Below are 12,864 nucleotides of genomic sequence, written 5' to 3' on the forward strand. Positions count from 1 at the left end.
GGGTCTCAAAACCACATGCGGATACCGGCGACGAAACGCGCTTCATCCACATCGCCACCCTCATCCCGGACGAAATCGGCAGTTTTGCCATAGGAACGTTTCCAGGTGATGCCGATGTAGGGAGCGAACTGCCGGACAATCTCGTAGCGCAGGCGCAGCCCGACCTCGGTATTGGCCAGGCCGGAACCTACGCCGCGCTCAGGGTCGTTCTTGCCGTAGAAGTTGGCTTCAGCGGTTGGCTGCAGGATCAGGCGGTTGGTCAGCAGGATGTCGTAGTCGCCTTCCAGGCGAGCAGCAGCCTGGCCGTTCTCGCCAATGAATGCGGTGGCTTCGGTCTCGAAGTCGTACAGTGCCATGCCCTGGATACCGAATGCCGCCCAGGTCTGGGGCGATTCGGGCTTGAAGTCCTGGCGCACCCCGGCAACCACATCCCACCAGGGGCTGACCGAGCGGCCGTACAGCAACTGCAATTCGGCATCTTCGCTGACGCCGTTGGTGCGTTCGCCTTCGGAGCGGATCCACAACCGGTTGATATCGCCACCTATCCAGCCGGATGCATCCCAGGCCAGGGTGCTGCCTTCGTCCGCATCCTGGTACTCCAGCTGATCCAGCAGCAGGAAGCTGTTGATTGCGCTGTCGTGCATCTGGTGCCCACCCAACGGGGGAAAGGCTGCCTGGCGGTCTGCATCCGTCAATACCGGGATCGGGGTACGGCTGCTCGTCGTCGGCGCCTCTGCCGAGCGGTGGTTCATCGTCGAGTGGTCCATGCCCTGCATGCTGCCGTGGTCCATCTTGCCGTGGTCCATGCCCTGCATGCTGTCATGGTCCATCTTGCTGTGGTCCATGCCTGGCATCGAATCGTGCGACGAGCCGCTATCCATCGGCATGGCATCGTGCCCCATGGCCGAATGGTCCATTGCCCCGGCGGCGAAGCTGGGCGCAGTGCCCAGCATGCCCAGGGCAACGCCCAATGCCAGTAGCGATCGTCGTGCCAGGCTATTGAGCATCGTTCCCTGCCTTAGCTTTATCGCTGCCATGCGATTCCATCATCTTGCCGTGGTCCATGCCTTGCATCGCGCCATGGTCCATTCCCTTAATGGTGCTATGGTCCATGCCTTTCATGGCGTCATGGTTCATACCCTGCATATTGCCGTGGTCCATGCCTTTCATGGCGCCGTGGTCCATGCCCTGTGCGCCTTTGGCGTTTGCAGCATTGGCCGGTTGTTTGCTGGTGTCGTCGGACCACGAGGAGGGTGCATGGACAGCAAGCAGGCCCGCCATCGCGGCAGAGAGGAAAAACGCGCTTCGTTTCATGGCTTTGCTCATCTCGGATCTCCAGTTCATTCGTCCACACGGACTTCTCGGAACATGCCCATTTCCATATGGAACAGCAGGTGACAGTGATAGGCCCAACGCCCCAAGGCATCTGCAGTGACGCGATAGCTGCGTTTCGAGCCAGGCGGCATATCGATGGTGTGCTTGCGCACCATGAAGTTGCCGTTGTCATCCTCCAGGTCGCTCCACATGCCATGCAGGTGGATGGGGTGAGTCATCATGGTGTCGTTGACCAGGGTGATACGCAGGCGCTCGCCATACTTCAGGCGCAGTGGCTCGGCATCGGAAAACTTGATGCCGTCGAAGGACCAGGCGAATTTTTCCATGTGACCGGTAAGGTGCAGTTCGATTGTGCGCCCCGGCGTGCGGCCGTCCGGGTCAGGGAAGGTGCTGCGCAGGTCGGCATAGGTGAGCACGCGGCGGCCATTGTTGCGTAGCCCAATCCCGGGATCGCTCAGCTTTGGCGTCGGCGACATCGTCTGCATGTCGACCAGCGGGTTGTTGGTCTCGGAGGCCGGGTGGCGCTGCATGGCCGCGCTTGTGCCGGTCATGGCGCCGTGGTCCATGCCGGCCATGCTGTTGTGGTCCATGCCGGCCATGCTGTCATGGTCCATACCGCCCATGTCGCCATGGTCCATGCCCATATCGTTCATCGAGATGATGGGGCGTGGATCCACGGTTGGCACCGGCGCCTGCAAGCCCTCGCGGACAGCCAGGGTGCCCCTGGAATACCCGGTACGGTCCATGGACTGGGCGAAAATGGTGTATGCCTGCTCGCTTTCAGGCTCGACGATGACGTCGTAGGTCTCGGCAACGGCGATGCGCAGCTCGTCGACCGAAACAGGCTTGACGTGCTGCCCGTCCGCCGCGACAACGGTCATCTTCAGGCCGGGAATGCGCACGTCGAAATAGGTCATGGCAGAGCCGTTGATGAAGCGCAGGCGGATTTTCTCGCCCGGCTTGAACACGCCCGTCCAGTTACCGTCCGGCGCCTGGCCATTCATCAGGTAGGTGTAGGTGTAGCCACTCACGTCGGCGAGGTCGGTGGGGCTCATCTTCATCTCGGCCCACATCTTCCGGTCGGCTAGCGCAGCCGACCAGCCCATTTCGCTGACGTCGTTGACGAAGTCACCCACCGTGCGCTTGTGGTAGTTGTAATAGTCCGACTGCTTCTTGAGCTTGGACAGCACCCGGGCAGGGTCTTCGTCTGTCCAGTCGCTGAGCATCACCACGTAGTCCCGGTCGTAGCTGAACGGCTCGGGCTCTTTCGCATCGATGACCAAGGCGCCGTACACCCCAACTTGTTCCTGGAACCCGGAGTGGCTGTGGTACCAGTAGGTACCATTCTGCTGGACCTTGAACCGGTACTCGTACATGCCGTCGGGGGCGATGCCGTGGAAGCTCAGGCCCGGCACGCCGTCCATGTTGGCCGGCAGGATGATGCCGTGCCAGTGGATGGAGGTGTCCTGCTGCAAACGGTTACGCACACGCAGGGTGACGGTGTCGCCTTCGCGCCAGCGCAGAATGGGCCCGGGCACGGAGCCGTTGATGGCCATCGCCGTGCGCTTGGCGCCGGTGAAATTCACCGGCAGTTCACCGATGTACAGGTCAAAGTCGGTGCCCGTCAGTACATTCGGTTGGCCAGGGCTGGTCACGGCCCAGACCGGCGCGCGCCACATGCCCAACCCGCCAAGCAGTCCGGTAGCGGCCAGGCCTTTGACGAAGGAGCGTCTCGTGGTTTTGCTTTGCATGCCGTTGCGTCCAGTCAGTCGATAATTTTTCGATAAGCACCAACAGACTGCAGGCTAGCCGGCCCGCGCTGTCAACTGGCTGAGCGCTACATTACTTTTTAGTCAGCTTGCGCAGGCGAGGCGTGCACGCGCAGCCTTGAAGGCAGGGAAGGAATTTCAGGAGGGCATTAAAAAGCCGGCTTGTGGCCGGCTTCTCGGGGACGCTTCCGACTAATTTTTGGTAAGCCGCAATCGCCTTAACTGTGTGGCCATCAAGGCCTGAAAGAATTGGCAGATGCCCGTGTGGGATATCGCCGAGCCCTCTGGACCGCGGCATGCGCCGGTCGGGGCTGAATGTGCGGCGTAGCATACAAGGGCGCGCGCGGGATGCCCAGCAAAAAATGGCACAGGTTGTTTCAGCCAGGCCGTTGCTGGCGAAAATGCGACCAGTGGAAGACCCAGCCGAGGATTTCCAGCCCCTGCGCCTGGCGCTGCACGGTGGTGTAGCGTTCGACCGCGTAGCTGCGCCGGTCAAGGCTGTGCAGGTACAGCGTGCCGTGCTGGCCGAGGCTGAGGTTGTTCACCCGGAGCGTGCCATTGTGCAGCAGGGCATAGGTTTCGCCCTCAACCACCTGGGTCATGCCCAGGTCGATGGCAAGGGTGGCCTGTTGCGGCATCAGTGGGGCCATGTTGCCGGCGGGCATGGCCAGGCAGATGGCGTTTTCGGCTTGCACGCCGAGGCTTCTCAGCGCTTTTGCGGGCAGGCACAGGTGCCTGCCGGGCACGGGCGACAGCAGGCCGCTGTGCAATTCGTAAAAGGGCAGCTTCAACACCCGGCCCCCTCGCGCCGACAGCGGCGTGGGCAGGTTGCCGGGCGCTGGCGCCGGGGAATGGTTGCGCGGGATCGGGTTGAGGTGCTTGGGCCCTTCACCGGTGCGCAACCAGCGACGATGTACGCAGAACAGGTCGGCCAGTTCGTCCAGCCGGGCCAACGGCACACCGCGCTTGAACCAGTTGTTGACGTGCTGGGGTGTGACGCTGCGCTGGGCGGCGAAATCGGACGGGGTAAGGCCACATTCGTGGAGGAGAGCTTTGAGGCGGTCACCGGATGTGTTCATGGCGGCGAGTGTAGCGGCGCGGTGCCAGCAAGGATATCAACCGGATGTTGATGAGGTCTGTGTGAAAACAGCGATTTGTAGGGCGTTGGAGTAGGACGGTGTAGGATTTTTTACTAAGCGTCGCAGCTGCCACAGGCCGCCTCCACAGCCCCCTGGGCCAGCCTCCAAGCATAAAAAAAACCCCGCCGAGGCGGGGTTCTTCGTGCAACCGGTATCAGCCCTTGTAGGCAGCCACCGACTTGGTGATCGCGGCACGGGCGGCGTCGGCGCCTTCCCAGCCTTCGATCTTGACCCACTTGCCCTTCTCGAGATCTTTGTAGTTGGCAAAGAAGTGCTCGATCTGCTGGATCAGCAGGGCTGGCAGGTCGGTGTATTCCTTCACGTCGACGTACAGCTGCGACAGCTTGTCGTGAGGAACAGCGATGACCTTGGCGTCGCCGCCGCCGTCGTCGGTCATGTTCAGCACGCCGACCGGACGGGCACGGATAACCGAACCAGGGGCCACCGGGTACGGAGTAACAACCAGCACGTCCAGCGGGTCACCGTCGTCAGCCAGGGTGTTCGGGATGAAACCGTAGTTGGCTGGGTAGAACATCGGGGTAGCCATGAAACGGTCGACGAACAGGGTGTCGCTGTCCTTGTCGATCTCGTATTTGATCGGCGCGTGGTTGGCCGGGATCTCGATGGCGACGTAGATGTCGTTCGGCAGGTCTTTGCCCGCCGGAATCTTGCTGTAGCTCATTGGGCAGTGCCCCCGTGTTTGACCAAAAAAGTGGCGGCGATTATAGGCACATTCTGCCGGGGCATGCCACGCCTGGCCTGATGTGCGGCCCCGTCAGGCGTGGCTTGCGCGGTAGTCCGGGTGTTCGGCCTGCAGCCGGCACAGGCGCGCCAGCGGGTCCTGGCGGTAGAACTGCGACAACTGGTGGTAGACCTTTGGATAAGCCTGCTGCAGCAGGTCGGGGGCACTAAAGAAGTATTCGCTGGTGACGGCGAAGAACTCGGCCGGGTTTTCCGCGGCATAAGGGTCGATGGCGGTTTCGGCGTCGGGGTCGTTGTCCAGCTGGCGGTTGAGGTCGTCGTAGGCCTGTTGCATGGCGCTGGCCCATTCCTCCACAGGCATGCCGTTGTGCAGTGGCGGCAGGCCGTTGGCATCGCCGTTGAGCATGTCGAGCTTGTGCGCCAGTTCATGGATGACCAGGTTGTAGGCCTCCCAGCCGCCACTGGCCAGCACGCCATTCCAGGCCAGGATGACCGGGCCCTGCTGCCAGGCCTCGCCGCTGTGTTCGCCATCCCAGACGTGTTCCACGCCACTGGCATCGCGGTGGCGCTGGGGGCTCTTGAAGTCGTCGGGGTAGAGGATGATCTCGTGGAACCCTTGGTACCAGTTCAGCTCGCCCAGGTGCAACAGGGGCAACTGCGCCTGGGCCGCCAGCAACAGGCGCTGCTCGTCGTCCAGTTCGACGCCGGGCAGGCAGGTGAGGTGTTTGTCCAGCAGGAACAGGATGCAGGCTTCTCGCAGCCAGCGGTCTTCTGCTTCAGTGATGCCGTCCAGCATCGGCAGGCGCGCGCGCACGGCCTGCCATTGCTGGGGGGCGATGGGGTAGCGCGCCAGGGTGCGCTTGCGCCGCCAGGCGCTGAACGACCACATCGGCCAGCTTCAGTGAGCCTTGGCCGTACGGCCCAGGCGGCCACGCAGCAGGCCCAGGATCATCGGCACCAGCGACAGGAGGATGATACCCACCACCATCAGCGACAGGTGCTGCTTGATGAATGGCACGTTGCCGAAGAAGTAACCCAGGGTTACCAGGCCTCCGACCCACAGCAGCGAACCGGCGACGCTGAAGCCGAGGAAGCGCGGGTAATGCATGTGGGCGATGCCGGCGACGAAGGGCGCGAAGGTGCGCAGGATCGGCAGGAAGCGCGCCATGGTCACGGTCTTGCCGCCGTGGCGCTCATAGAAATCGTGGGTGCGCTGCAGGTAGTCGCGGCGGAAGATCTTCGAGTTGGGCTTGTTGAACAGGCGTTCGCCAACCGTGCGGCCGATCACGTAGTTGGTGCTGTCGCCGAGGATCGCCGCAGCCATCAGCAGGCCGGCCAGCAGCAACGGGTCCATGCCGCCACCGGCGGCCACGGCGCCGGCGATGAACAGCAGCGAATCGCCTGGCAGGAAGGGCATCACCACCAGCCCGGTTTCGCAGAAGATCACGGTGAAGAGGATGGCGTAGATCCAGGGACCGTAATTGGTGACCAGCAGATCGAGGTAGGCATCGAGATGCAGGATAAGGTCCAGCGGGTTGAAATCCATGTACAGCACCTGTGTTCTTGGGGCGTAGGCTCGGTTACCTGGCGATGGGTAAAATTTCACACATGACAGGTGGGCCATTATACGGCGAAGTGAGGATCATGCCCGGGGAGTTTGTAGCGGGGGGTTACGGCAGGGGTAGTCCTGTTCCGGCCTCTTCGCGGGCACGCCCGCTCCCACAGGTACGGCACAGCCTTGGAAAGCGGTGATACCCCTGTGGGAGCGGGCGTGCCCGCGAAAGCACCAGCACAGTCAATCCTGGTTGATCGGCAGGATATAGCTCTTGAACTCGTTATCCTCACGAAACCCGATGGACTCGTAAGTCTTGTGCGCTACTTCATTGTCCGCGCTGGTTGATACCCGCATGCGCACGGCGTTGGTTTCCTTGGCCATCTTCTTCGCCTCGCGCATCAGGTGGTCGGCCACCAGCATGCGCCGCGAATCCTCGGCCACATAGATGTCGTTGAGAATCCATACCCGCTTCAGCGACAGCGACGAATAGCTCGGGTAGAGCTGGCAAAAACCCAGCAGCTTGCTGTCGTCGTCATCCGGCAAGGCCAGGTAGATCACCGACTCATCCCGCTTCAGGCGCTTTTCCAGGAAGCTGCGCGAGCTGTCGGGGTAGGGAAGCTGCCCGTAGAACTCACGGTATTTAACGAACATCGGCGTGAGCAGGTCGAGGTGTTCCAGGGTTGCCTTGATGATGCGCATGTGCGGCCCTCAGAGTCCATTAGGGGAAACAGCGGATTGCCAGCAGCTTTCCTGGGCATGCTGCCCAATGCGCGGCGCAAGTGCAATCCGCCTTCCGTTACAGGTTTTTTACCCTTTGCCGAGCAGGAAGTTGCCCTTCTGGCCGGCGCCATGTTCACTCTCAAGGCTATGGACTTCGGCTTCGTCCTTCAGATTCACTCCGGAAAGCTGACGCCGGCAGGCTTCGCGCATCAGGTACAGCAGGCGGTGCGCCGCCATGCCATAGCTCAGCCCCTCCAGGCGAATGTTGGAAATGCAGTTGCGGTAGGCATCGGTCAGGCCGACCTTCGGCGCGTAGGTAAAATACAGGCCGAGGCTGTCGGGCGAGCTGAGCCCCGGGCGTTCGCCAATCAGCATCACCGTCATGCGCGCACCCAGCAGCTCACCGACCTCGTCGGCCACGGCCACGCGGCCCTGCTGCACCAGCACCACCGGCGCACTGCTCCAGCCGTCGGCGGCGGCCTGCTCTTCGAAGCGGGCCAGGAACGGCAGGGTGTGGCGGTGCACGGCCAGGGCCGACAGGCCGTCCGCCACGACGATGGCCAGGTCGACCCCGCCGGGGTTGGCCTGGGCGTGCTGGCGTAGCGCCGCCACCGAGTCCTGGTTCAGGCGCCGCCCCAGGTCCGGGCGTTGCAGGTATTGGTTGCGGTCGCTGGCGGCGCTGTGCAGCACCAGGCTGTCGCGGCCGCGGTCAGCCAGCTGCGCAGCCAGGCTGGCGTGATCGAACGCCAGGTGCACGGCGTCGCGCGCCTGGGCATGGGCGAACTGGAAGTCCAGCTGCGCGCCGGTTGGCAGGCTGGTGCCGGCACGGCCCAGGGCGATGCGCGCCGGGGTGAGGTTGCGCAGGGCCAGCCAGGGGTTGTCGGGGGTAGGCGTGCGATGGTCCATGGTCATCCCTATGCAAGCTGTGCCAAGGCCTGGCGGAAAGCCGGCGGCAGGTTGTCACCAAAGCGTACCCGGCCATCGGCCTGGGTGAAGATGCCGGTGCGGGCCAGCCAGGCCTCGAATTCCGGCCCGGGTTTCAGGCCCAGGGTCTGGCGCGCGTACAGCGCATCGTGGAACGAGGTGGTCTGGTAGTTGAGCATGATGTCGTCGGAACCGGGGATGCCCATGATGAAGTTGATCCCCGCCACGCCCAGCAAGGTCAGCAGGGTGTCCATGTCGTCCTGGTCGGCCTCGGCGTGGTTGGTGTAGCAGATGTCGCAACCCATCGGCACCCCCAGCAGCTTGCCGCAGAAGTGGTCCTCGAGGCCGGCGCGGATGATCTGCTTGCCGTTGTACAGGTATTCCGGGCCGATGAAGCCGACCACGGTGTTGACCAGGAACGGCTTGAAATGGCGGGCTACGGCATAGGCGCGGGTTTCGCAGGTTTGCTGGTCGACGCCGTGGTGGGCGTTGGCCGACAGGGCGCTGCCCTGGCCGGTTTCGAAGTACATCAGGTTCTGCCCGAGTGCGCCGCGCTTCAGCGAAAGGCCCGCTTCGTAGCCTTCCTGCAGCACATTGAGGTTGATGCCGAAGCCGGCGTTGGCCGCTTCGGTGCCGGCTATGGACTGGAACACCAGGTCCAGCGGCACGCCACGGTTGATCGCCTCGATCGATGTGGTCACGTGGGTCAGTACGCAAGCCTGGGTGGGGATGTCGTAGCGCTGGATGATGGCGTCGAGCATTTCCAGCAGCGCGCAGATCGAAGCGATGCTGTCGGTGGCCGGGTTGATGCCGATCATGGCGTCGCCATTGCCGTACAGCAGGCCGTCGAGGATGCTGGCGGCGATGCCGGCCGGTTCGTCGGTCGGGTGGTTGGGCTGCAGCCGGGTCGACAGCCGCCCGCGCAGCCCCATGGTGCCACGGAAGCGCGTAACCACGCGGATCTTCTGCGCCACCAGCACCAGGTCCTGCACGCGCATGATCTTCGACACCGCTGCGGCCATTTCCGGGGTCAGCCCGGGCGCCAGGGCGCGCAGGCTGTCCTCGTTGGCTTCATCGCTGAGCAGCCAGTCGCGCAGGCCACCCACGGTCAGGTGGCTGACGCTGGCAAATGCCTGGGCATCGTGGCTGTCGATGATCAGCCGGGTGACTTCGTCTTCTTCGTAAGGGATCAGTGCTTCATTGAGGAAATGCGTCAGCGGGATATTGGCCAGGGCCATCTGCGCGGCGACGCGTTCACCGTCGTTGCTGGCGGCGACACCCGCCAGGTAGTCCCCCGAACGGGCGGGGCTGGCCTTGGCCATCACTTCCTTGAGGCTGTCGAAGCGGTAGACCAGGTGGCCCACCGTGTGTACGAAACTTGCCATACAGACTCTCCAGAGCCGCGGGTTGCCCCGCGGCGGGTGGCGGCGATCAGTGCAGGGCCTCTTCGGCCTTCTGGATCGCGGCGAATTCCTCTTCCGGTGTGCCCGCTACCAGGTGGTGGCGGCTGTACAAAGCAAAGTAGGCAATTAATACCGCATAGATCACTGCGGCGCCAATCACCACCCGTGGGTCGACCAGGAAACCGGCGACCACGGCGATGCAGGCCAGTACCAGGGCCACGCCCGAGGTGACGATGCCACCGGGGGTGCGGTACGGGCGCTCCATCTTCGGCCGGCGGATACGCAGGGTGATGTGCGCGGCCATCATCAGTACATAGGACAGTGTGGCACCGAACACCGCCACCAGGATCAGCAGGTCGCCCTGGCCGGTCAGCGACAGGGCAAAGCCGATGATGCCAGGGATCACCAGGGCCATGACCGGGGCCTTGCTCTTGTTGGTCTCCGACAGCTTGCGCGGCAGGTAGCCGGCGCGCGACAGGGCGAAGATCTGCCGCGAATAGGCATAGATGATCGAGAAGAAGCTGGCGATCAGCCCGGCCAGCCCGACCAGGTTGACGAAGCCGCCCATCCAGGTGGAGCCGCCGTAGGCCTTGGACAAGGCTTCGACCAGCGGGTTGCCGGAGGCCTTCAGCGCCTCGGAGCCTGCGCCGCCGGGGCCGACCACCAGGATCAGCAGGGCGAAGGCGAGCAGGACCAGCATGGCCCCGATCAGCCCGCGTGGCAGGTCGCGCTTGGGGTTCTTGGTTTCTTCCGCGGCCAGCGGCACGCCTTCGACAGCCAGGAAGAACCAGATGGCGTAGGGGATGGCTGCCCACACGCCGACGTAGCCGAACGGTAGGAAGCTGCTGGCGCCCACGGCGTCCGTCTTGGCGATGTCGAACAGGTTGGCTGCATCAAAATGGGGCACCATGCCCACCAAAAACACAGCCAGGGCAATGGCGGCGATGGCGGTGATGATGAACATCAGCTTCAGTGCCTCACCCACGCCGAAGATGTGGATGCCGATGAACACGATGTAGAACGCCAGGTAGATCATCCAGCCGCCGATACCGAACAGCGACTGGCAATAGGCGCCGATGAACACCGCGATGGCGGCGGGGGCGATGGCGTATTCGATGAGGATTGCCGTGCCGGTGAGGAAGCCGCCCCACGGGCCGAAGGCGCTGCGGGCAAAACCGTAGCCGCCGCCTGCGGTGGGGATCATCGACGACAGTTCGGCCAGCGAGAAGCACATGCACAGGTACATGGTGGCCATCAGCAGGGTGGCGAGGAACATCCCGCCCCAGCCACCCTGGGCCAGGCCGAAGTTCCAGCCGGCGTAGTCGCCGGAGATCACATAGGCCACGCCCAGGCCGACCAGCAGTACCCAGCCGGCGGCGCCTTTTTTCAGTTCACGTTGCTGGAAATAGTCCGAGCCGACCTTTTCGAAGTCGACGGAAGAGCCTGCCGGAGAGCCGGCGGAATGATCGCTTGGCATAGATTCACCTGTTGTTTTTCTTGGTGGCCGGAAGGGTTCCGGGCCGATGGTGATAGGTGTTGCAGGAAGCGAGCCAGAGCGGTTGGTGCGCGGTTGCCGCTCTGGATTTGGTGTATGCAGGCCTGGCCTCTTCGCGGGCTTGCCCGCTCCCACAGGGACTGCACAAGTTTCAAGAGCAGTGCAATACCTGTGGGAGCGGGCGTGCCCGCGAAGGCCGCGACGCGGTTTAGAAGAAGCCCAACGGATTGATGTCGTAGCTCACCAGCAGGTTCTTGGTCTGCTGATAGTGGTCCAGCATCATCTTGTGCGTCTCACGCCCGACGCCCGACTTCTTGTACCCGCCAAACGCCGCATGCGCCGGGTACAGGTGGTAGCAGTTGGTCCACACCCGGCCTGCCTTGATCCCACGGCCCACGCGGTAGGCACGGTTGATGTCGCGGGTCCACACGCCGGCGCCCAGGCCGAACTCGGTGTCGTTGGCGATCGCCAGCGCTTCGGCTTCGTCCTTGAACGTGGTAACGCTGACCACCGGCCCGAAGATTTCCTCCTGGAACACTCGCATGCGGTTGTTGCCCTTGAGCAGGGTCGGCTGGATGTAGTAACCGGTGGCCAGCGAGCCTTCGAGTTTTTCCACCTTGCCGCCAGTCAGCAGCTCGGCGCCTTCCTTCTCGGCAATCTCCAGGTACGACAGGATTTTCTCGAACTGCTGTTGCGAGGCCTGGGCACCGACCATGGTGTCGGTGTCCAGCGGGTCGCCACGCTTGATCTGTTGCACCTTCTTCATCACCGCTTCCATGAACTGCGGGTAGATCGACTCCTGGACCAGGGCGCGCGACGGGCAGGTGCACACCTCACCCTGGTTGAAGAACGCCAGCACCATGCCTTCGGCGGCTTTCTCGATGAAGCTCGGCTCGGCCTGCATGATGTCTTCGAAGTAGATGTTCGGCGACTTTCCGCCCAGCTCCACGGTGGACGGGATGATGTTCTCGGCGGCACACTTCATGATGTGCGAGCCCACCGGGGTCGAGCCGGTGAAGGCGATCTTGGCGATGCGCTTGCTGGTGGCCAGCGCCTCGCCGGCTTCGCGGCCATAGCCCTGCACCACGTTGAGTACGCCTTTTGGCAGCAGGTCGCCGATCAGTTCCAGCAGCACGGTGATGCCCAGTGGGGTCTGCTCGGCCGGCTTGAGCACCACGCAGTTGCCGGCGGCCAGGGCCGGGGCAAGCTTCCAGGCGGCCATCAGGATCGGGAAGTTCCACGGGATGATCTGCCCGACCACGCCCAGTGGCTCGTGGATGTGATAGGCCACGGTGCCTTCGTTGATCTCGGCGGCGCCGCCTTCCTGGGCACGAATGCAACCGGCGAAGTAGCGGAAGTGGTCGACCGCCAGCGGGATGTCGGCATTCAGGGTTTCACGCACCGGCTTGCCGTTGTCCCAGGTTTCGGTGATGGCCAGCAGTTCGAGGTTCTGTTCGATACGGTCGGCGATCTTCAGCAGGACGTTGGAGCGGTCCTGCACCGAGGTACGGCCCCAGGCGTCGGCAGCCGCATGGGCGGCATCCAGGGCTTTTTCGATGTCTTCGGCAGTGGAGCGGGGGAATTCGGCGATCGGCTGGCCGTTCACCGGCGAGGTGTTGGTGAAGTACTCACCCTTTACCGGAGGAACGAACTCACCACCGATGTAGTTGCCGTAGCGGCTCTTGAAGGAAACCTTCGCGCCTTCGGTACCGGGATGTGCGTAACGCATGGTGTGTCTCCTGGCTATTGTGCTTGTTAGGGAGTTGAAAAGCGTAGAGCAAAGGTTGGGCCAGCGTTGCCAGTGCCAGGCAAATCAATGGCT

The 12,864-nt window shown here is 63.2% G+C and carries 12 protein-coding genes; all 12 read right to left on the minus strand.

Annotation, left to right across the window (positions count from 1 at the left end; translation table 11 throughout):
- Nucleotides 1-5 precede the first annotated feature (5 nt).
- Nucleotides 6-1,007 (minus strand): copper resistance protein B, encoded by a 1,002-nt coding sequence (locus HG549_RS02905; RefSeq protein ID WP_170028072.1) that lies wholly within the window; start codon nucleotides 1,005-1,007, stop codon nucleotides 6-8.
- Nucleotides 997-1,344 carry a hypothetical protein gene (locus HG549_RS02910; RefSeq protein WP_170028073.1) on the minus strand — a complete coding sequence of 116 codons (348 nt, stop codon included), beginning with the start codon at nucleotides 1,342-1,344 and terminating at the stop codon, nucleotides 997-999. The genes HG549_RS02905 and HG549_RS02910 overlap by 11 nt, the downstream gene beginning before the upstream one ends.
- Nucleotides 1,341-3,086 carry a copper resistance system multicopper oxidase gene (locus HG549_RS02915; RefSeq protein WP_170028074.1) on the minus strand — a complete coding sequence of 582 codons (1,746 nt, stop codon included), beginning with the start codon at nucleotides 3,084-3,086 and terminating at the stop codon, nucleotides 1,341-1,343. The genes HG549_RS02910 and HG549_RS02915 overlap by 4 nt, the downstream gene beginning before the upstream one ends.
- A gap of 395 nt (nucleotides 3,087-3,481) precedes the next feature.
- On the minus strand, nucleotides 3,482-4,183 hold the full coding sequence (locus HG549_RS02920) for a helix-turn-helix transcriptional regulator (protein ID WP_170028075.1): 702 nt from the start codon (nucleotides 4,181-4,183) through the stop codon (nucleotides 3,482-3,484).
- A gap of 214 nt (nucleotides 4,184-4,397) precedes the next feature.
- Nucleotides 4,398-4,925 carry an inorganic diphosphatase gene (gene ppa / locus HG549_RS02925; protein WP_003255365.1) on the minus strand — a complete coding sequence of 176 codons (528 nt, stop codon included), beginning with the start codon at nucleotides 4,923-4,925 and terminating at the stop codon, nucleotides 4,398-4,400.
- A gap of 93 nt (nucleotides 4,926-5,018) precedes the next feature.
- On the minus strand, nucleotides 5,019-5,834 hold the full coding sequence (locus HG549_RS02930; RefSeq protein WP_170028076.1) for a zinc-dependent peptidase: 816 nt from the start codon (nucleotides 5,832-5,834) through the stop codon (nucleotides 5,019-5,021).
- A gap of 9 nt (nucleotides 5,835-5,843) precedes the next feature.
- Nucleotides 5,844-6,491 (minus strand): DedA family protein, encoded by a 648-nt coding sequence (locus tag HG549_RS02935; protein ID WP_170028077.1) that lies wholly within the window; start codon nucleotides 6,489-6,491, stop codon nucleotides 5,844-5,846.
- 249 nt (nucleotides 6,492-6,740) lie between these two features.
- Nucleotides 6,741-7,199: a GNAT family N-acetyltransferase gene (locus HG549_RS02940; RefSeq protein ID WP_170028078.1), complete on the minus strand. Its 459-nt coding sequence runs from the start codon at nucleotides 7,197-7,199 to the stop codon at nucleotides 6,741-6,743.
- 108 nt (nucleotides 7,200-7,307) lie between these two features.
- Nucleotides 7,308-8,126, minus strand: a complete 819-nt coding sequence (eutC, locus tag HG549_RS02945) for an ethanolamine ammonia-lyase subunit EutC (RefSeq protein ID WP_170028079.1) — start codon at nucleotides 8,124-8,126, stop codon at nucleotides 7,308-7,310.
- An 8-nt stretch (nucleotides 8,127-8,134) separates the two neighbouring features.
- Nucleotides 8,135-9,529: an ethanolamine ammonia-lyase subunit EutB gene (locus tag HG549_RS02950; protein WP_170028080.1), complete on the minus strand. Its 1,395-nt coding sequence runs from the start codon at nucleotides 9,527-9,529 to the stop codon at nucleotides 8,135-8,137.
- Between the two features lie 46 nt (nucleotides 9,530-9,575).
- Nucleotides 9,576-11,024 (minus strand): ethanolamine permease, encoded by a 1,449-nt coding sequence (eat, locus tag HG549_RS02955; protein ID WP_170028081.1) that lies wholly within the window; start codon nucleotides 11,022-11,024, stop codon nucleotides 9,576-9,578.
- 226 nt (nucleotides 11,025-11,250) lie between these two features.
- On the minus strand, nucleotides 11,251-12,771 hold the full coding sequence (locus HG549_RS02960) for an aldehyde dehydrogenase family protein (RefSeq protein ID WP_170028082.1): 1,521 nt from the start codon (nucleotides 12,769-12,771) through the stop codon (nucleotides 11,251-11,253).
- Nucleotides 12,772-12,864 lie beyond the last annotated feature (93 nt).

Origin of the sequence: Pseudomonas sp. SK (assembly GCF_012975065.1) — a bacterium.
Classification (GTDB): Bacteria; Pseudomonadota; Gammaproteobacteria; order Pseudomonadales; family Pseudomonadaceae; genus Aquipseudomonas; species Aquipseudomonas anuradhapurensis.

What these genes read in the sequence shown, in the direction of transcription:
- HG549_RS02905 (WP_170028072.1), bottom strand. Translation starts at nt 1,007, where the DNA reads ATGCTCAATAGCCTGGCACGACGATCGCTACTGGCATTGGGCGTTGCC.
- HG549_RS02910 (WP_170028073.1), bottom strand. Translation starts at nt 1,344, where the DNA reads ATGAACTGGAGATCCGAGATGAGCAAAGCCATGAAACGAAGCGCGTTT.
- HG549_RS02915 (WP_170028074.1), bottom strand. Translation starts at nt 3,086, where the DNA reads ATGCAAAGCAAAACCACGAGACGCTCCTTCGTCAAAGGCCTGGCCGCT.
- HG549_RS02920 (WP_170028075.1), bottom strand. Translation starts at nt 4,183, where the DNA reads ATGAACACATCCGGTGACCGCCTCAAAGCTCTCCTCCACGAATGTGGC.
- ppa (WP_003255365.1), bottom strand. Translation starts at nt 4,925, where the DNA reads ATGAGCTACAGCAAGATTCCGGCGGGCAAAGACCTGCCGAACGACATC.
- HG549_RS02930 (WP_170028076.1), bottom strand. Translation starts at nt 5,834, where the DNA reads ATGTGGTCGTTCAGCGCCTGGCGGCGCAAGCGCACCCTGGCGCGCTAC.
- HG549_RS02935 (WP_170028077.1), bottom strand. Translation starts at nt 6,491, where the DNA reads ATGGATTTCAACCCGCTGGACCTTATCCTGCATCTCGATGCCTACCTC.
- HG549_RS02940 (WP_170028078.1), bottom strand. Translation starts at nt 7,199, where the DNA reads ATGCGCATCATCAAGGCAACCCTGGAACACCTCGACCTGCTCACGCCG.
- eutC (WP_170028079.1), bottom strand. Translation starts at nt 8,126, where the DNA reads ATGGACCATCGCACGCCTACCCCCGACAACCCCTGGCTGGCCCTGCGC.
- HG549_RS02950 (WP_170028080.1), bottom strand. Translation starts at nt 9,529, where the DNA reads ATGGCAAGTTTCGTACACACGGTGGGCCACCTGGTCTACCGCTTCGAC.
- eat (WP_170028081.1), bottom strand. Translation starts at nt 11,024, where the DNA reads ATGCCAAGCGATCATTCCGCCGGCTCTCCGGCAGGCTCTTCCGTCGAC.
- HG549_RS02960 (WP_170028082.1), bottom strand. Translation starts at nt 12,771, where the DNA reads ATGCGTTACGCACATCCCGGTACCGAAGGCGCGAAGGTTTCCTTCAAG.